This is a genomic window from Ensifer sp. VA4, assembly GCF_055710065.1.
On record NZ_JBVQPO010000009.1, the window covers coordinates 282,298 to 298,662 of the forward strand.

18 protein-coding genes and 1 pseudogene are annotated in these 16,365 nt (G+C 60.3%); 8 read left to right on the forward strand and 11 right to left on the reverse strand.

Translation table 11 applies throughout. The annotated features are described in order from the left end of the window. Positions 1 to 94: 94 nt before the first annotated feature. From AC0C6X_RS17905 to AC0C6X_RS17915, 3 genes are all read right to left on the reverse strand, one after another. Positions 95 to 517 (reverse strand): antirestriction protein, encoded by a 423-nt coding sequence (locus AC0C6X_RS17905; RefSeq protein WP_247960043.1) that lies wholly within the window; start codon positions 515 to 517, stop codon positions 95 to 97. Positions 518 to 722: 205 nt separating this feature from the next. Beyond that, a complete protein-coding gene (locus AC0C6X_RS17910) occupies positions 723 to 2,879 on the reverse strand; it encodes a ParB/RepB/Spo0J family partition protein (RefSeq protein WP_472954426.1) in 2,157 nt (718 codons plus the stop codon). Positions 2,880 to 3,607: 728 nt separating this feature from the next. Further along, entirely contained in the window at positions 3,608 to 4,708 is a 1,101-nt protein-coding gene (locus tag AC0C6X_RS17915) for a DUF475 domain-containing protein (protein ID WP_173519966.1), read from the reverse strand. A 441-nt stretch (positions 4,709 to 5,149) separates the two neighbouring features. Here AC0C6X_RS17915 and AC0C6X_RS17920 point away from each other — a divergent pair, with 441 nt between their 5' ends. From AC0C6X_RS17920 to AC0C6X_RS17935, 4 genes are all read left to right on the forward strand, one after another. Further along, entirely contained in the window at positions 5,150 to 6,058 is a 909-nt protein-coding gene (locus AC0C6X_RS17920) for a DMT family transporter (RefSeq protein WP_173519967.1), read from the forward strand. 78 nt (positions 6,059 to 6,136) lie between these two features. Beyond that, positions 6,137 to 6,532, forward strand: a complete 396-nt coding sequence (locus AC0C6X_RS17925) for a VOC family protein (RefSeq protein WP_247960041.1) — start codon at positions 6,137 to 6,139, stop codon at positions 6,530 to 6,532. 128 nt (positions 6,533 to 6,660) lie between these two features. Next, complete coding sequence (locus tag AC0C6X_RS17930; RefSeq protein WP_247960040.1) at positions 6,661 to 7,440, forward strand: ABC transporter substrate-binding protein; 780 nt, start codon at positions 6,661 to 6,663, stop codon at positions 7,438 to 7,440. Positions 7,441 to 7,961: 521 nt separating this feature from the next. Beyond that, on the forward strand, positions 7,962 to 8,711 hold the full coding sequence (locus AC0C6X_RS17935) for an SDR family oxidoreductase (RefSeq protein ID WP_247960039.1): 750 nt from the start codon (positions 7,962 to 7,964) through the stop codon (positions 8,709 to 8,711). A gap of 20 nt (positions 8,712 to 8,731) precedes the next feature. Here the strand turns inward: AC0C6X_RS17935 and AC0C6X_RS17940 are convergent, their stop codons facing one another. Continuing rightward, complete coding sequence (locus AC0C6X_RS17940) at positions 8,732 to 9,595, reverse strand: LysR substrate-binding domain-containing protein (protein ID WP_247960038.1); 864 nt, start codon at positions 9,593 to 9,595, stop codon at positions 8,732 to 8,734. Between the two features lie 109 nt (positions 9,596 to 9,704). Between AC0C6X_RS17940 and AC0C6X_RS17945 the strand changes: the two genes are divergently transcribed. The 3 genes from AC0C6X_RS17945 to AC0C6X_RS17955 all read left to right on the forward strand — a co-directional run bounded on the left by AC0C6X_RS17945 (position 9,705) and on the right by AC0C6X_RS17955 (position 11,098). Beyond that, a complete protein-coding gene (locus AC0C6X_RS17945; RefSeq protein ID WP_247960037.1) occupies positions 9,705 to 10,115 on the forward strand; it encodes a tautomerase family protein in 411 nt (136 codons plus the stop codon). Between the two features lie 117 nt (positions 10,116 to 10,232). Next, positions 10,233 to 10,607 (forward strand): divalent metal cation transporter, encoded by a 375-nt coding sequence (locus tag AC0C6X_RS17950; protein WP_247960036.1) that lies wholly within the window; start codon positions 10,233 to 10,235, stop codon positions 10,605 to 10,607. After that, positions 10,580 to 11,098, forward strand: coding sequence for a divalent metal cation transporter (locus tag AC0C6X_RS17955; protein ID WP_247960035.1), 519 nt, complete (start codon positions 10,580 to 10,582; stop codon positions 11,096 to 11,098). Before AC0C6X_RS17950 ends, AC0C6X_RS17955 begins: the two co-directional genes overlap by 28 nt. A 136-nt stretch (positions 11,099 to 11,234) precedes the next feature. Here AC0C6X_RS17955 and AC0C6X_RS17960 read toward each other — a convergent pair whose 3' ends face one another. Then, complete coding sequence (locus AC0C6X_RS17960) at positions 11,235 to 11,516, reverse strand: hypothetical protein (protein ID WP_247960034.1); 282 nt, start codon at positions 11,514 to 11,516, stop codon at positions 11,235 to 11,237. Positions 11,517 to 11,529: 13 nt separating this feature from the next. Here AC0C6X_RS17960 and AC0C6X_RS17965 point away from each other — a divergent pair, with 13 nt between their 5' ends. Next, positions 11,530 to 12,225 carry a sigma-70 family RNA polymerase sigma factor gene (locus AC0C6X_RS17965; protein ID WP_246304585.1) on the forward strand — a complete coding sequence of 232 codons (696 nt, stop codon included), beginning with the start codon at positions 11,530 to 11,532 and terminating at the stop codon, positions 12,223 to 12,225. A 17-nt stretch (positions 12,226 to 12,242) separates the two neighbouring features. Here AC0C6X_RS17965 and AC0C6X_RS17970 read toward each other — a convergent pair whose 3' ends face one another. The 6 genes and pseudogenes from AC0C6X_RS17970 to AC0C6X_RS17995 form a co-directional block, all read right to left on the reverse strand. Next, entirely contained in the window at positions 12,243 to 12,917 is a 675-nt protein-coding gene (locus AC0C6X_RS17970; RefSeq protein WP_349508042.1) for an HD domain-containing protein, read from the reverse strand. A gap of 2 nt (positions 12,918 to 12,919) precedes the next feature. Continuing rightward, positions 12,920 to 13,351, reverse strand: coding sequence for a CBS domain-containing protein (locus tag AC0C6X_RS17975; RefSeq protein ID WP_247960033.1), 432 nt, complete (start codon positions 13,349 to 13,351; stop codon positions 12,920 to 12,922). Between the two features lie 134 nt (positions 13,352 to 13,485). Further along, positions 13,486 to 13,594 (reverse strand): annotated as a pseudogene (locus AC0C6X_RS17980) (DUF2934 domain-containing protein); the annotation flags it as partial. A 367-nt stretch (positions 13,595 to 13,961) separates the two neighbouring features. Beyond that, positions 13,962 to 14,576, reverse strand: coding sequence for a response regulator (locus AC0C6X_RS17985; protein WP_173519977.1), 615 nt, complete (start codon positions 14,574 to 14,576; stop codon positions 13,962 to 13,964). Between the two features lie 9 nt (positions 14,577 to 14,585). Continuing rightward, on the reverse strand, positions 14,586 to 14,807 hold the full coding sequence (locus AC0C6X_RS17990) for a hypothetical protein (RefSeq protein WP_173519978.1): 222 nt from the start codon (positions 14,805 to 14,807) through the stop codon (positions 14,586 to 14,588). 685 nt (positions 14,808 to 15,492) lie between these two features. Further along, on the reverse strand, positions 15,493 to 15,876 hold the full coding sequence (locus tag AC0C6X_RS17995) for a hypothetical protein (protein WP_210266664.1): 384 nt from the start codon (positions 15,874 to 15,876) through the stop codon (positions 15,493 to 15,495). Positions 15,877 to 16,365 lie beyond the last annotated feature (489 nt).

A 16,365-nucleotide genomic window follows, 5' to 3' on the forward strand; every position in this document is an offset into this window, starting at 1 on the left:
GGTGGAAGATGGCTCGCCGCCGAAGCGTCTGTCCGACGCGGCAAGCAGGCGGGACGCTCAGGCGCGCCACCCGAGAGTGGGGCGTATTTGTTTCTCAATCGATCGCGTGGAATATCTCGGCAGCTTCCGGATGGTCGGCGGAATAGGCGTAGAGACGGCCGTAGCCTTCAGAGAGATGTTGGGACTGATACTGGAAGGAGAGATGGGAGAAGGCGAACAGCGTGGCGATGATGCCGGCGGCCTCTGCGGACACCTCCCCCTGAAATCCGGTGATCTCGCCGGTGATCCGAAAGCGTGATTTGGATTGCGGAGCCAGAAACAGCGGCTTGCCCTCGTGTTCGTAGAAATCCCAGAAGCCGCCGCCATAGTCGAGCGGGCTCAGCCGCTCCATCAAGCTATAGACCGCATTCTCGGCGACGATCAGGAGCGAGTGACTGAACAAAGTGGGAAGGAATTCCTGGCGACGCTCTTCGGGGACGATGGTGGCGCTTTGGCGCGCAATCACGGATGTCGACATCGATTTATCTCCAGAGAGGTGACAAGGTTCAGACCGGGCAACCCTCTCTCCATCGCCCGGCTTCACCCCTCCTCCGGCCCCTCCCTTCCTCCACCCGCGGACAGCCGCCCCTCCCCGGCAAGACATGCTTTGTCTCCACCGGTCAGAATCAGAAAGGCCCGACACGACGGCCGGGCCTCCGATTGACCGATGGATTTGGGAGCGCTTATTCCGCCGCTTCGCGATGCGGGCCGTCGCCACCCGCACGATCGATGGATGCCTTTTCGGCATCCGCACCTTCCGGCAGGAAGGCCGGCAATTTGATGCCAGCACTTTCCCCGGCATTGTCATCGATAATCCCGTCCGCATCCGCTACAGGGACAGAAGCGACCTCGACCGGGGTCTCGTCGACCGGGAGCCGCAGCACTTCAGGGAGCCATCCACTGCCTTCCAGCAGCCGGGCGGCCTCACGCGCCATGTCGGGCTTCTTGAGGTGATCGATGAGCTGCGCCGACTGTTCGCCTTTCGCCTCGCGGACAGCTTGCAGGATATGGGCCTTTGTGACGCGCCCGAGATAGTTGTCTACCGTCGGCGTCCAGCCTGCCTCGACCATGCTGAAGCCGATCGAATGGGCAAGCTGCATGGCATGTGCGACTTCCCTCGAGCGCCGGTTCCAGGTCTGGACCGTGGCGTTCAGCGACAGCGAGACGCAATGGGCAAAGAGCGCCATGCGGCTCGCCTCGTCGAGGGCGATCAGATAGTCCCATACCTCGTCGGCATTGCCGGGAAGATCATGGCCCCAGGACTCCTGCCGCTCACCGATCTCCTTCGCCCAGACCGTATCGCCGAGCCCCTGCGTCTGGCTGAAAGCGGTCTGCTGCGCGGTGATCTCCAGGCACGAGTCCGACCCGCGTCTGTAGAAGGTTTTCAGGACGAACACGTGCAGGGCGGCCACAAAGGCCATCACCGGATCATTGGCAAGCGCATTCCTGAGCGCGACAGTACGGGCGGCTGTCAGATCCTCGATGAGGCGGTCGGAGAGCGGGCGAATTTTCCCGTCATCTTCCTCCGATTCCTCGATACCGACAGGCTTGCCGTTGATCGAGACCCCGCCTGTTGCAGGAGCCGCAACGACACCGTCACCGCTTCTGCCGTTGTCGTCGCGATCATCGGCCTCGCCGCCATCCGTCTCGACCATAGGTTCATCTTCGGGCCGGACGAACCCGCGTTGGATATTCAGCTCACCATTGACACCAAGCGAGATGAAGGCGCCACCGCGGGCGACCTCTTGCCTGTCGAAGACATAAGGCCGATCGTTCAGGGCATCCAACGCGTTACCGAGTTCCTCAAGCCGGGCTTCGGTTTCCTCGGAATAATCTTCCGCCGCCGCATATTCGGCATCGAGCTTGTCATATTCCGCCTTCAGGGCATCATAGCGCACAAGCTCCTCCTCGGTGTACTCGATCCGTTCACCGTAGAAGCGGCGAAGGCCGGACGTGTGGCCATAAGGAAAGTCAAGGGCGGCATCGACCCATTTCCAGCCCTCGTCGGTCTTCAGTGCTTGGGCCTCGGCGCTCAGTTTTTCAAGCACGAGCTGTTCGAGCAGAGCTGGGTCCTGAAGCCATCCGCCGTTATCCTCATCGAACAGGTCGCGCATCACCGCGCCGCCTGCGGCTTCATAGGCGCTGATGCCGACATACACGGCGCGTCGATCCGATGCCCGGACCGCGGTTTCGGTCAGCATCCGGCGGATATAATAGGCGTCCTGATTATGGGATCGTGAGATCGCGTCCCAAATTTGCTCCTGCCGGACGTGGTCATTGGTGATCGAAAATGCCATGACCTGGCCGAGCTTCATCTCGTCATTGGCATAGAATTCGAGCAGGCGCGGCGAGACGGAGGCCAGTCGCAGCCGCCGCTTCACCGTCGCAACCGAGATGTGGAAGCGGGCGGCGATCTCTTCCTCGTCAAGCCCCTGCTCGCGCAGCGCCATCATACCGCGAAATTCATCCAGAGGATGGAGATCGAGGCGCTTGACGTTCTCGGCAAGCGAATCCTCGACTTCCAGGGTTTCGCCCTTGCTGACGATGCAGGGTATTCCGGCGGTCTCGGACAGCTTCTTCTGGTTGACCAGCAGTTCCAGCGCACGGTAGCGACGGCCGCCCGCCGGAATACGGTAGATGCCGGTCTCTTTGCCGTCGCTGTCAACTTCGGCACGGACGTTGAGGCTTGTCAGCAGTCCGCGATGGGCAATGTCTTCGGCAAGCTCCTCGATCGATACGCCCGCCTTGGTCTTGCGCACGTTGTGCTGGCTGAGAACGAGTTTGTTGAAGGGAATGTCACGCCCGGCGTTGAGCGTGATTTTCTGGATGGCCTGTGCCATATCGTTTCTCCGTAACGGGCTGGCCGGAGCCTCTCTCCAACAACCGCAACCCGCCGCGAACGCCCCCTTCCCCCTCTCCCTCCTTCTGCGTCCGCAGCCTTCGCCGTTCCGGCTGGCTTGCAAACCTCAGGTGAGGATCTTCCACTCGGCCACCGACATTTCAGGACAAATTCAACAGGATGTCATAGTTTCGGGTCGGAGCTGTACGCACTGCTTTGGGCATCCCCCTGCTACCGGTTGGCGCCGCCGGAAGGCATCGAACTCCTTGACCTTTGCGGCCGGCAGGGCCTGTGGCGCATGCAACAGTCGGAGCGAAAGGCTTTGGGGCCGTCGTGCGAGGCTTCGAACTTCCCGATCACCAGGGGGCAATGAGCATAGGAGGCGGGGCGCACCGCCCAAAATCGCGGCCGCAACCGAGCAGCCGTGCCATAGCCGCCCGCAATGCCACTTCGCTGTTTGCAACGTTCTCCGCCCTTCATCAGGGGAACAATACGCCAGCACTTGCATCCATGTCGCGGGATGGCTTCGGGTTGCAGCGGCAACAAGGCCTGATTGCGCCCAACGGCAGAGTGTTGAATTCAATCAGTAGTCGCATGGTGAGCAAATTATCGTGAGAGATGAACTATATTGAGTCACCAACACCTCGCTGGAGGTAGCAGCGCGCGCTACTGGAAAAAACACCGGCGGACGTGTCCGCCGGGTCCGGTTTTCACCCTCGTGAGACGTTATCAGGCGCGCAGTCTCTGCTGAGAATCCGCCGTTTCCGCCTGTTCCATTTCGCGTTCGCGCCTGTTGTAGCGGATCGACGACCAGAGCGAGATGCCGATGAGGGCAGCCCCACCGAGGCCGGTGATCACCTCCGGAATGTGGATCAGGGTCTGGAAGTACATGACCACCGAAAGGATCAAGATCGCGTAGAATGCCCCGTGTTCCAGGTAGCGGTATTCGCTGAGTGTACCCTTTTCCACCAGCATGATCGTCATGGAGCGCACATACATGGCGCCGATACCGAGGCCAATCGCGATGACGAAGAGGTTCTGCGTCAGCGCGAAGGCGCCGATGACGCCGTCGAACGAGAAGCTGGCATCAAGCACTTCGAGGTAGAGGAAGGCACCGAAGCCGCCCTTTGCCGCTGCACTCATGGTTTCCTGTGAGGCGTCGAGCAGGCCGCCGACCACCTCCACCACGAGGAACGTCAACAGACCGTAGATCGCCGAATAGACGAAGGTGTGAACCTCCGCCGGGTCGAGCAGGGTCGAAAAGCCGAGGATGAGTGCCAGAACGAAAGCGATCTCGATGCCCTTGATGGTCGCAAACCGCGCCATCTTGCTCTCGACCCATTTGATCCAGTGCACGTCCTTCTCATGGTCGAAGAAGTAGGTCAGACCGACCATCATCAGGAAGGTACCGCCGAAGGCGGCGATCGGCAGATGCGCGTCGTTCATGATGCGCGCATATTCCTCGGGCTTGCTTGCGGCGAGAACGATCGCTTCGATCGGGCCGATCTTCGCCGCGATGACGACGATCAACAGCGGGAAGACGATGCGCATGCCGAAAACCGCGATGATGATACCCCAGGTCAGGAAGCGATGCTGCCACTCGGGCGTCATGTCCTTGAGTTTGTTGGCATTGACGATCGCGTTGTCGAAGGACAACGAGATCTCCAGCACCGCAAGCACGGTGCAGATGAAGAAGACCGAGACCATCCCACCGACGGTTCCGGTCGACTGCCAGCCGAGCCAGGCGCCGAGCACAAGCCCGACCGCCGTGAAGATGAAGGCCCATTTGAAATAGCCGAGCGCGCTCGCGTGCGATTGAGGCTGTGTCATCGACGAGCCTCCTTCGCGCGAACAACGCGGGATTCGGTGAAGAAATTTGGTTTCAAAACGGAAATGCGCACAGCCGAAGGGGCACATGCGTGAGGCATGAGATCAGTTTTCATTGGAGCTAATCCGCCGGCTAATTGCTGGCGGTACCGACATCACGAGAGCGCCGTAAAAACTCTCGCCAGAGGGGCCCGGCACCAGTGTTCCTCCCGCGTCTGATGTCTTAAGGGCGGGAGCGTCTTTTTACTTAGCAGCGTGCCGGCGAACGTCAAGGGGGCGTCTGTCGCTGCGATCAACAAACGGTTGTTACAGAGCGGTGTCTTGGTTCGGCGCCTGAACGCCCAAACCGATTCATTCGCAAAACTTATCGTTCCATATGCAGACGGCAATGGATCGAGGGGTCGGAATGTGTCATGGCGTGCGCAACTTGCTGAAGGCCTCAACATGACTGTGATCACCGCCCCCGTAACCGCCCCGAATGCCGCCCGGACCGGCGTCCTCATCATGCTGCTCGGCATGCTGATGTTCTCGCTGAACGACGTTATGGGGAAATGGCTGGTCGCGACCTATTCCGTCAGCCAGTTGATGGTGATCCGCAGCATTGCGGCCCTTTTGTTCCTCGCGCCCTTCATTCTCAGGCGCGGGTTGCGCTCGATGTTCCAGGTCGAGCGGCCCGGACTGCAGGCGCTTCGCTCGCTGCTTTTTGCGATCGATGCCTCCGCTTTTTATTTCGCGGTCGCCTATATGCCGCTTGCCGACACCATGACCTACTGGCTGGCTGCGCCGATCTATGTCGCTGCCGCCTCGCCGTTCCTGCTCGGCGAAAAGGTCGGCTGGCGGCGATGGACGGCGATCCTCATCGGATTCGCCGGTGTCTTGATCGCGCTCGAACCTTCCCAGGAAAGCCTTGGCCTGCCGGCATTGATCGCGCTTGCAGGCAGCACCGCCTTCGCCTTCGCGCTGATGCTTGGCCGCACACTGCGCTCGACACCGGACACCACCCTCGTCTTCTGGCAGATCGTCGGCGCATTGATCTTCTCGCTCGTCGGGGTCGCAGCCAATCCTTCCGGCTGGGCGCCGGTTGGCGGCGAAGCGCTGCTGCAACTCGGCATGCTCGGCGTCGTCGCAATGCTTGCGCATATGCTGGTCAACCGCTCGCTCAAGCTTGCCGATGCTGCGACGGTCGTGCCCTTGCAATACACGCTGCTTTTTTGGGCCGTGGTCTTCGGCTGGATCTTCTTCGGCGACACACCTCGTGCGACGGTGATCATCGGGGCGGCATTGATCGTCGCCTCGGGCCTCTTCATCTTCTTCCGCGAGCAACAATTGAAGAAGCGGCAGGCGAGGGCCTGATCGCAGCTCCCGCGCAAGCCGGCTTCACCGAGCGTGTTCCTGCTATCCCGCCCGCATTCAACGCCAAAGGAAACAATGATGGCCAAGGCAATCCATTCGATGATCCGCGTTCTCGACGAAAAGAAGTCAGTCGATTTTTATCGTTTGGCCTTCGGGCTTGAGGTCGCCGAAAGACTGAACTTCGAAACCTTTACCCTCATCTATCTCAGCAATGAGGAGAGCGAATTCGAACTTGAGCTGACGGTCAACAAGGATCGAACCGAGCCCTATGCACTCGGCGACGGCTATGGCCATCTTGCATTCTCGGTCGCCGATCTCGATGCCGAGCATCAACGCACCACTGATGCGGGCCTCAACCCTGGCAAGATCGTCGCCTTCAACCGTGATGGCACCCTGCTTGCCCGCTTCTTCTTCCTGGTCGATCCCGACGGCTACAAGATCGAGGTGCTTCAGGGCCACGGTCGCTACAAGTGACGCCACGCTGAAGGTGACAATCAACCAAAACAATACCGGTTATCGCGCCTATCTATTTCGCTTATAGACCTCGGCAGCATAGTCTTCCCCGGAAAGCATCAAGAATGATGCAAACAAGGGGAACGCGAATGAAGAAGCAGATTGCAGCAGCTGTACTCGCCATCATGGCGGCAATAGCCTCGTCGGCTCAGGCGGCGGAGAAGATCAAGATCGGTACCGAAGGCGCCTATCCTCCCTTCAACTTCATCGATCCCGCCGGCAAGATCAGCGGCTTCGATGTCGATGTCGGGCTTGCGCTCTGCGAGCGCATGAAGGTCGAGTGCGAAGTGGTGGCCCAGGATTGGGACGGCATCATTCCCGGCCTGCTCGCCAAGAAATACGACCTGATCATCGCCTCGATGTTCATCACCGAGGAACGCAAGAAGCAGGTTGCCTTCACCAATCCCTATTATCTTGCCGCGATGACGCATGCCGCGCCAAAGGGCTCGGGCATCACGGAGTTCAGCAACGAAGCGCTCAAGGGCAAGGTGATCGGCGCGCAATCCGGCACCACCCAGGCCGAGTACATCACCGCGACCTATCCCGATGCCGAGATCAAGCTCTATCCGACCCAGGACGAGGCCAATCTCGACATGGTCAATGGCCGTCTCGATCTCCAGGTCGGCGACATGCTGCCGCTGCTCGATTGGGTCACGAAGAACGACGACGGCAAGGGCTGCTGCGAGCTCATCGGCGAACCGATCACCGACAAGAAGTTCGTCGGCGACGGTGTCGGCATTGCCGTCCGCCAGGAAGACAACGATCTGCGCGAGAAGATCAACAAGGCGCTCGACGAGATTCGCGCTGACGGCACCTATAAGAAAATCAACGACAAATACTTCAGCATCGACGTCTACACGATGAAGTGACGCTCCGCGGCACGGTCGGCCAACCGGACGAAGGTCGACCGCGCCCTCAGGGCGCGGTCACACATCTCTCACATGCGGTGCGTTGCCGCTTTACGATCGCCTTGAACTCGGGATCACCGACGAGCGATTGCCTGGCCCATTGGCCCTTGAGCCATGCGGCATCACCTTTCCAACCGCCATCGACATGCGGGCGGAGAGTGCCCGCGCGCCTTTGCCGTCAAGGATCCAGGCATCGATCAAGGCTCGGTCGGTCGGCATAAGACGTTTCAACGCTGCACAGCTGCCGGCAGCCGGAGGAGAACCAACCGGACAAAAGGAGCCATAATTCAGCTGCGGCGCAATGCCGACTCCGCGAGACGGTCAACCCGGGCATTGCCATTGGTCGGGCCATCGGGCGCCGCCGAGACAGCCAGTGGCGCAAGAGCACGCGAGGGTATCCTTGGCGGATGCCGCGGCAGGCGCTAAAGCTCGTCTGTCGAGATTTGATCGACCTGAAAGCGGCCACTGAATCGGAGACAGATATGTTCGACCTCAGCGGAAAGACGGCACTGGTGACGGGCGGTGGTCGCGGCCTCGGCCTCGAAATGGCAAAGGCTCTCGCCAGAGCCGGCGCGGCAGTCACAATCAACGGTCGCAACCGCGAGGCACTTCAAGCGGTGCGCCGCCGGCTTGCCGACGATGGCATAGTGCTCGATATCGCCCCAGGCGACGTGGCGACGGACGCCACGCACATTGTCGGCGCGGCGCTGGCGGGAACGGGACAGCTCGACATCCTGGTCCATGCGGTCGGCGAGCGCGACCGGCGTGGTACGGACGCCATGGGCCCCGCTTCCTTTGCTGCGCTGATCAACGCCGACCTGACGGCTGCCTATGGAATGGCGAAGGCGGCGCTTCCTTATCTTCGCCGCTCGGTTGCCGGGCGGCTGATTTTCGTCACCTCCATCGCCGCCTTCGTTGCGCGCCCCGGAGACCCCGCCTACACCGCCGCAAAGGGCGGCCTTGATGCCCTCACCCGCTCGCTCGCGGTCGAGCTCGGCTCCGACACGCTGACGGTCAACGCGATCGCGCCCGGCTGGTTCGCGACGGAGACCAATGCGGCGCTTGCCGCCGATCCGGCGCTCCAGGCCTTCGTCGATGTCCGCATTCCGCTGAAGCGCTGGGGGCGACCGGAAGAGATCGCGCCCGCGGCCGTGTTCCTGGCATCGCCGGCTGCAAGCTTCGTCAATGGCATTACCCTGACCGTCGATGGCGGCATGACCGTGCAGATGTAGTAGCCGCCCCTTCGCTCGGTTCACGGCCTGCCGCCTTCGCCAGGCAAACCTTCGGCAAGAAGCGTCGCGAGACTGGAGGCCGCCTTGTCCGCCTTCGGCTTGAGCCGCAGAGAGAACTCAGCATTCGGTAGCGCCGGCAATGACAGAGCCTGGGGCGCGACGGCGATGCCCTCGCCTATAAATCGCGCGGTCCGCGCCGTGATCGCGATCCCGCTTCGAACTGCAGCGCGCAACCCCGAAAGGCTCGGGCTGGTCGCCGCGATACGATAGCTGTAGCCCGCTTTATCGAGCGCATCTGTGGCCGCTGACCGGAACCCGCAAGGTGGATCCAGCACCGCGATCGGCAACTCGCCGCCGGCGGTAGCCGGCTCACCCGATGCCGACAGCCACAGCATCGGCTCGCTCAACAAGGTGACCTCGTCCGGCTGCAGGCCCTCGCGCATGACGATCAGAACGTCGATCACTCCTTGATCATAGGCCGCCGTCAGCTCCCGTGATCGTCCGACCCTGAGATCAAGCCGGACGCGCGGATGCGTTCGGGCAAAGAGGCGCAGGAGATCAGGCAGATTGCTGTCGGCAAAGTCCTGGGTGCAGCCGAGCGCCAGGCGGCCATCGGCCTTGGCGCCCTTGAAGCTGAGCCAGGCGTCACGGTGGACTTCGAGAATCCGCCGCGCGTGTACCAGCAATTCCTCTCCCGCGGGCGTCAGCACACGTCCCCTTCCCGATGGAGCGAGAAGCGGCTCTCCCACCATTGTCTCCAACCGCTGCATCTGAGCGGTGACAGCGGAAGCGGTGCGGCTGACCGCGGCGGCCGCATGCGCGAGCGAGCCGCCTTCGGCAAAGGCGAGGAACGTTCGGAGCAGGTCAGGATCGAAGGTTTGCATCACTTCAACATAATCGAATCATCAATATCAAACAATTCGATTTCATCTCATCAACTGAAATGGCAGATTGAAGACAACAAGAGATCACAATCAACAAAAGGAGCCTTCAATGCCTATCATCAACATCACGGTCAGCGGCAAGGCCGACGCGGCTCTCTCTTCGCGGATTGCCGCCGCAGTCAGCGAGCTGACGGCCACGCACTTGCGCAAGGACCCGACGATCACCGCAATCGCCATCGCCTATATCGATCCCGCCCATTGGTTCGCCGGCGGCAGGTCGCTGGCGGAGCAGGATCTGAACAGCTTCTGGCTGGATATCAAGGTCGTCGACGGCACCAACACGAAGCCGGAAATGGCGGCCTATCTGGAAGCGGTCTACAGCCGCTTCGAACAACTGCTCGGCAATCTGCATTCAGAAAGCTACATTCTCGTGCACGAGGTTCCGGCCGCCGCCTACGGCTATGGCGGCAAGACGCAGGAGTTTCGATACATCAGCGGGAAGCTGAAGATCACCGCATAGCTGAAGGACACGCTCCCATCTGGCCGCCCCTCTGCCCAAGCCCGGATTGCTTGGAGGGGTGGCCAGATCGTCGGTGGGCCGCAGCTCGTCTACGCCGCGCTGTTTGGCATCGTCTGCGTGTTGCTTGAGATTTTCGTACGATACCGACGTTATGCGATGTTCTTAAAGTGGTTGACGCTTTCGCTCTTTGCCTATGTCGCGGTCGTCTTCGTCGTCGATGTTCCCTGGATGGATGCGGCGCGTGGCGTTTTCATTCCCTCGTTTACCTTTGGCGGCGAACAGGCGATGGCGCTCGTCGCCGTGCTGGGAACGACGATCAGTCCCTACCTGCTTTTCTGGCAGGCGGGCCAAGAAGTCGAAGAGCTCGGACGACGGCATCACCCGAGATTGGGCGCCAACCCGCAAGCCGCCGAGCCGGAACTCGTGCGCATAGAGATCGACACCGTCGTCGGCATGGCATTGTCGTGCCTCGTGGCCCTCTCTCGATCATGATCGCGACCGCTACAACGCTTCACGCCAACGGCACCACACACATCGTATCGTCGGCGCAAGCGGCTGAGGTTCTGCAACCGATCGCCGGCAACGTCGCCTTCGCACTCTTTGCCGCTGGCATTATTGGAACGGGCATGTTGGCGGTGCCGGTTCTGGCGGGCTCGGCCGCCTACGCCGTTGCCGAACTGTTTCAATGGACAGAAGGGCTGGATCGCGCACCTCGGAGAGCGAAAGCTTTCTATGGCACGATCGCTCTGGCAACGTTCGGTAGCGTTGCTGTCTTTCTTGTGGGGGTAGATCCGTTTCTGCTGCTCTATTGGAGTGCGGTCATCAACGGTGTGCTCGCAGGTCCCCTCATCGCCATCATGACGATGATGGCTGCCAATCGCCGCATCATGGGCCAGCTCAATGCGCCGCGGTGGATGTTGGCACTCGGTGGTGCGACCGCCATGGTGATGGTATCCGCGACGGCCGCAATGTTGTTGCTCTAGGAGCATCCCGAGGAGCATCCCGCTTTCGTGTCGAACCAACGGAAGCGGAAAGATGCCTTAGAATTAAAGCCCTAAGCGTCCTTGTGTGTTCATCGGAACGCTTAAGGGATGCTCTATCCGGACTGTCGGCCGGGTCTCAAAGAAGAGGTGACGGTTTCTTTATTTCGCTTTCCGCGCCATCCGTAGCGCGGATTTCTGCGCGACTGACGATGTCCATCAATTCTTTGCTGAGGGCGTTCTGATAGGCAAAGTCCGGGCTTGGAACGACACCCGGATCCTCTTCGTGATCCTGAACGACGAGATCGTCGCGCAGATGGTCCATGAGCCTTTCCCAGCATGCATCATCGCGTGCAGCAACCGCCAGGAGCGCGGTCAGGATTTTTCGGTGAGCCATAAGCGTTAGTTCGATCTTCTCCATTTTGTACCTCGTCTTGGCCGACAAGCTCGGCTGGATTTCTTCCAAAGGCCTCTCCAACAGGAAAGCCATCTCCAACAGGAAGGAAGCGGCGTTGGTTCCATCGTGCCGCCGGGAGCGCCGGGCTCGGAACTTAAATGCCGACCGCGCATTGTCAAAAGAGCAACTCAGCTACTCCGAAAGGCAGTATCCCATGCAGTTCCCCCCTGAGATGGAAGACCAAATTCAGCCGCTGGAGACTCAGGTCATTGACCTCATTCCGGCATTGCGGGCGTTTGCGCGCACCTTCGTCACCTCCAACTTCGAGGCGGACGATCTCCTGCAGGAAACCCTTTTCCGCGCGTTGCGGGGCATCGATGGCTTTGAACCCGGCACAAATCTGAAGTCGTGGCTCTTCACCATCATGCACAATGCCTTCCGCACGCAGTACAAATTGCGGCGGCGTGAAGCGCCAGGCGTCGTCAATTGCGCCGAACTGCCGATACCAATGGCACCGCCACAGGAGTGGTGTGTGCTCAGCAGCGAATTGCGCACCGCGCTGGAAACGCTGGCGCCCGACCATCGGGAGGTCCTTGTCCTCGTCGCCGGCTATGGCCTGAGTTATAAGGAGGCGGCCGAGATCTGCGATTGCGCCGTTGGAACCATAAAGAGCAGATTGAGTCGAGCCCGCGATGAGCTCGCCTATCGCATGAACGGTGTGCCGGTAGGATGAACCGGCGCGCCTTCTGATCACTGCATGAAAATCAGGTAGAGCGCGCCGACGAGGACCAAGCAGAGCAGAACGACGAAAAATCGCTTCGCGACGCGATCGGCATTCTGCCTGCGAAGCGCCCGGCGGGCGGCATCACTACGTGCAGGCCGCGTCTCGCCCGCCAAGTTTGAGACGTCGGGCCCCAGGCCGTCAGCCGTTTCTTCCTGGTCTGCGAGCGTGTTCTTGCTGACCATTTCTTCTAGCAGGTGCAGCCGGCGTCCGTACTCGGCGCCACTTTTGCCTTGGCGTTCCAGCTGCGCGAGATTGTCGTTGAGATCCGCCCGCTTTACCTCGAGGCTAAGCGGGTTGGCTGTCGCGCGGATCGTCAACGCATCCTTCGTTTCACCCGACCGCCGCGTCAGAGATTCGACAGCAGAAACGACCTCCGGAGAGAAGCCGGAATCCAGCAGCCTTTCAGCCGTCCATCCCGGCGATTTTTCAAGCACATCATGGAGGAAGGCAACCGCCTTGGCCTTGTCGCCCTGAACGGCATCGGCAACGCGTTGACAATGCCGTATGTATGGTTCGCCCGCCTTGTCACGCTGGCCGGCATGGGCGTGAACGGCGACTTCTCGCGCCCAAGCATGCTCTTCGGGCGCGGACAGCAGGACCGGGGAGCGCCACAGGGAACGTCGATCGCGGGTGTCAGCCATTGCTACGGCCTTTGGTTGTGAGCGCCGCCCGGAGTGGTCACACCTCTAAGGCCGATGCCCGCCAAACCAGGGTCTCGACGCGCCGCATCTGCCAGCGAAACGATGCCGACAAGACGCTTGTTACGATCAACGACGGGCAAGCGGCGTACCTGCTCGTCGCCCATGTTGCGGGCTACCTCGGACACCTCTTCGTCGTCGAAGCAGTATTTGACGTCGGCGGTCATGACGTCGCCGACACGGGTCTTGTCGTCACGACCGTCAGCGACACAACGTACGACGATATCACGGTCGGTAATCATGCCGACCAGGCGATCATTATCGCCGACCGGCAGAAATCCGATATCGTTTTCGGCCATTTCCCGCGCAACTGTTGAGATCGTATCGTCCGGGCTGGCAACGTGGACGTCCCTTGTCATGATTTCGGAAATTCGCATGGCTGTTCTCCGTTCCGTTCAGGATTCATCGGCTCCGCGGCCGGCCGTTCCGTGCGGAGCCGTCGACGGAGCAACCACGGTTCCGGTATCGTCGTCGGCGTCTTTCGCGGGATGGAGGCGTTCACGTTCTGCTATTTCACGGCTGGCCTGTTCCCAATGGCGCTGTTCAGCACCTTCTGGCCGTCCCTCGCTTTCCCAGATCGCATATGCGCGCCGGCGAATGAGTTCCTCCCTGTCGTCCATGACACTGGCCCTCCCTTCTAGTGCTGCGCCTTGCAAACTCTGAATTCGTGGATTTGTTCCGGCACCCCTGCAAGGGCCCCGGATCGAATGCGCCGCACGCAATAATCCTCGAAAACTTCTCGGAACTATGCGGGGAACCGCCGGTTCTTCATGGGTAACGAGGAAAAAGGAATGAGCCCGACCCCACGCAGACCCGGCGAGCAACAGCCACCACCCCCGGAGCCGAACCGGACACCGCGGCCAATCGAGGAACCAGAACCCGAAGATCTGCCGGATGAGAAGCGGACGCCGAACCCGGACGAAGTCCGTGAACCACCCATGCACGCCGAACTTCGCCTATCGTCCATCTAGCCGCGAGTTACTGCTGTCAGTTTGGCCCATACGGGCTTTCGCCATGAATGATCATCATCAACTCGTGCAGCCATGCATCGAGCGGCTGTGTTCTCTGCCTCGTAGGGGCCAAGGCAATCGCACGTTCGAGCGTGCGCTCGACGAGGAAGTCCGCAGCCGTGACGCTCGACGTCAACACCCTGGCCCTGAGACGCAGGCCGGGAATGAGATCCGTAACGGGTTGATCGGGCAGGCTTCCGCAGATCGGGGCAAGCGTTGATAAATTCTGAAGATACTGCTCGAAAACCGCGCTCACCAAGTCTGACGAGCTAGTGCATTTGCTAAGGCGCGCGGCCGAGCTGAATCTTTCCGGAACGCTCAAATCATCGTAGCCGCTGAAGAAGATCAATGGCACCGATCGGCGCGCAAGCTCGTCCGCCACGGGAAAAACCAACTCGCCATTGAGGTTGATGTCGAGGACAGCAACCTGAATATCGTCAGCCTTCGAAAGCCGCTTCAGGGCATCTTGCACCGTTGGGGTGGGGCCAATGATGGTCGCGCCGGCCCGTTCGAGCCATAGGGCGATGTCATTCGCGACATAGAACTCATCCTCTGCCACCAGCACCCGCAATTGCTGCAGGTCCAGCATCATTTTCCGTCCTCAATCCTTCTGCCCATCTAAGTTCTTCTGGCGCTGTGCGCGGGCGGTCGCCGATGCTGCGGCTCGCCGGGATTCGAGAGCCCTCTGAAGCCTGTTGGCGAGTATGAGCAACCGATCCGGGATATCATCGACGAGCCCTGCATCCGGCTCGACCGCGCGAGGAGCCGAATTGTCCATCAACAAGGTCTCGTTTTCATTACCTGTTTTCTTGCCCGAAGCCATCGCTTCCACCTACTCGTCTATTACAGTGCACTCTCGGGCATGCTCGCCGCCGATAGCAGCAATACCGTAAGGATACGCCCCGCGGGAGCAGAAGCCAAGTTTTCCGGGTCCGGGGCGGCGGTCGCATTGTATCGGAACGAACGACGGCGCTGTCGGTTTGGTCCCCATGATGTTCCCGAACCGGATCAACAACGCTGGCATCTCTGGTCGAGCGAGATCAGCCGCTATCTCTGCGAAAAGCGCCCTGTTGGCTGTGCTCGCCATTATACCGACTGCCCATCCGACATTCCCCCAGACTGCCGATAAAGTTCCATCCGCCGATTGCCAAACCGGTCCCGAAACGCCTGAGAACGAGCAGTACGAGGACTGGACGCAGAAGCTCGAGAGATGCGCCGGCGTTCTTCTGCCGCCCAAGACAGGTGACCGCGAACTGGTGGAACCGGCTCCGCCCACCGGGAACACACGCATTATCAAGCCCCACGAACTACCGCCCGATGAAGGCGCCGGTGACGGCATTGAGCAATGAGCCGCCGAAGCTCTCCGGCGCCGCGCATCCTTCAAGACACGAGAAGGTCGCCGTAGCATTTTGAATTGCTGCTATTTTTGCCCCTCGGCCGGCGAAGATTAAGGGAAATATGCAGTGGGCTTGCCTTCCGGCGCAGCGGTCGAATGGTTGATTCAAGCTCTATCGACTGACGCTGGTAGTCGCGTGCTCTACAGACGCTTTTGCGCTGAAGACTTGGCGCCGGCCTTCGGTGATTTCTAATTCGCGGATGTCCGATCTCGCCGCATCGAGTTTTGCTTCGACCTCAAGCAATCTCTTGCGCATGGTGATGACCGCAGCCGAAACCACGAGAATATCGGCGATCACGACAATGACTGCGCCGACAACACCTTCAACGCCAAACAGGATCAATATGACAGCGCCGACAAATATCGTAACGGCGCCGCATCGCAGGTTGCGGCCGCCTCTCAGGAAGAGCACGGCGGGAAAGGTCGCCAGCAGGACCGTTACGATCCCGGACTTGTCCGCAATGCTCTGCGAAGCGAATTCGATGAGTGTATCCATAGCGACCCACGGCTCGCTGAGACCAGTTCAAGTTGAGCGTCTGATCAACCGGGCGTTCCATCCGAACGCACCGATGTTCCGGTGAGGGCATTCATCAAAGTGTCGTCGAAAATGGCTAGGGTGCCAGCTCGGCGGCCTTTTCGGCGGCTCCGGTCTGCTCCGGCTCGACGATTACCATCTTGAGACACAGTTCGTCAGCAGTCTCATTCGCGTATTTCCCCCTTGGCCCTACCACAATAGTGGTACGCGCCATCGCCTTTTGGCGATGCAGTTGGCCAAAAGTACTCGTCCTTTCATCCCTTGCTTCAGCTTACTACGCACTAGTGCTGATGGCACTGATATCAGCGAACCTGATATATTTTTCGGTGGCCGGCAGTTTGATCGGTCGACGGCGGAGCAGGATGACTTGGGCGTACGGCGAACCGGTGTGCGAATGCCGGGACTGCTGCGCGTGAGTGCGCCTAACCATTAGCTCCTCAAACGTTTGTT

Coding starts and splice junctions, on each gene's coding strand:
- AC0C6X_RS17970 (WP_349508042.1), bottom strand. CDS start 12,917: ATGGCTGACACCCGCGATCGACGTTCCCTGTGGCGCTCCCCGGTCCTG.
- AC0C6X_RS17935 (WP_247960039.1), top strand. CDS start 7,962: ATGTTCGACCTCAGCGGAAAGACGGCACTGGTGACGGGCGGTGGTCGC.
- AC0C6X_RS17975 (WP_247960033.1), bottom strand. CDS start 13,351: ATGCGAATTTCCGAAATCATGACAAGGGACGTCCACGTTGCCAGCCCG.
- AC0C6X_RS17910 (WP_472954426.1), bottom strand. CDS start 2,879: ATGGCACAGGCCATCCAGAAAATCACGCTCAACGCCGGGCGTGACATT.
- AC0C6X_RS17905 (WP_247960043.1), bottom strand. CDS start 517: ATGTCGACATCCGTGATTGCGCGCCAAAGCGCCACCATCGTCCCCGAA.
- AC0C6X_RS17995 (WP_210266664.1), bottom strand. CDS start 15,876: ATGGATACACTCATCGAATTCGCTTCGCAGAGCATTGCGGACAAGTCC.
- AC0C6X_RS17960 (WP_247960034.1), bottom strand. CDS start 11,516: ATGGAGAAGATCGAACTAACGCTTATGGCTCACCGAAAAATCCTGACC.
- AC0C6X_RS17930 (WP_247960040.1), top strand. CDS start 6,661: ATGAAGAAGCAGATTGCAGCAGCTGTACTCGCCATCATGGCGGCAATA.
- AC0C6X_RS17985 (WP_173519977.1), bottom strand. CDS start 14,576: ATGATGCTGGACCTGCAGCAATTGCGGGTGCTGGTGGCAGAGGATGAG.
- AC0C6X_RS17940 (WP_247960038.1), bottom strand. CDS start 9,595: ATGCAAACCTTCGATCCTGACCTGCTCCGAACGTTCCTCGCCTTTGCC.
- AC0C6X_RS17925 (WP_247960041.1), top strand. CDS start 6,137: ATGGCCAAGGCAATCCATTCGATGATCCGCGTTCTCGACGAAAAGAAG.
- AC0C6X_RS17920 (WP_173519967.1), top strand. CDS start 5,150: ATGACTGTGATCACCGCCCCCGTAACCGCCCCGAATGCCGCCCGGACC.
- AC0C6X_RS17990 (WP_173519978.1), bottom strand. CDS start 14,807: ATGGCTTCGGGCAAGAAAACAGGTAATGAAAACGAGACCTTGTTGATG.
- AC0C6X_RS17945 (WP_247960037.1), top strand. CDS start 9,705: ATGCCTATCATCAACATCACGGTCAGCGGCAAGGCCGACGCGGCTCTC.
- AC0C6X_RS17915 (WP_173519966.1), bottom strand. CDS start 4,708: ATGACACAGCCTCAATCGCACGCGAGCGCGCTCGGCTATTTCAAATGG.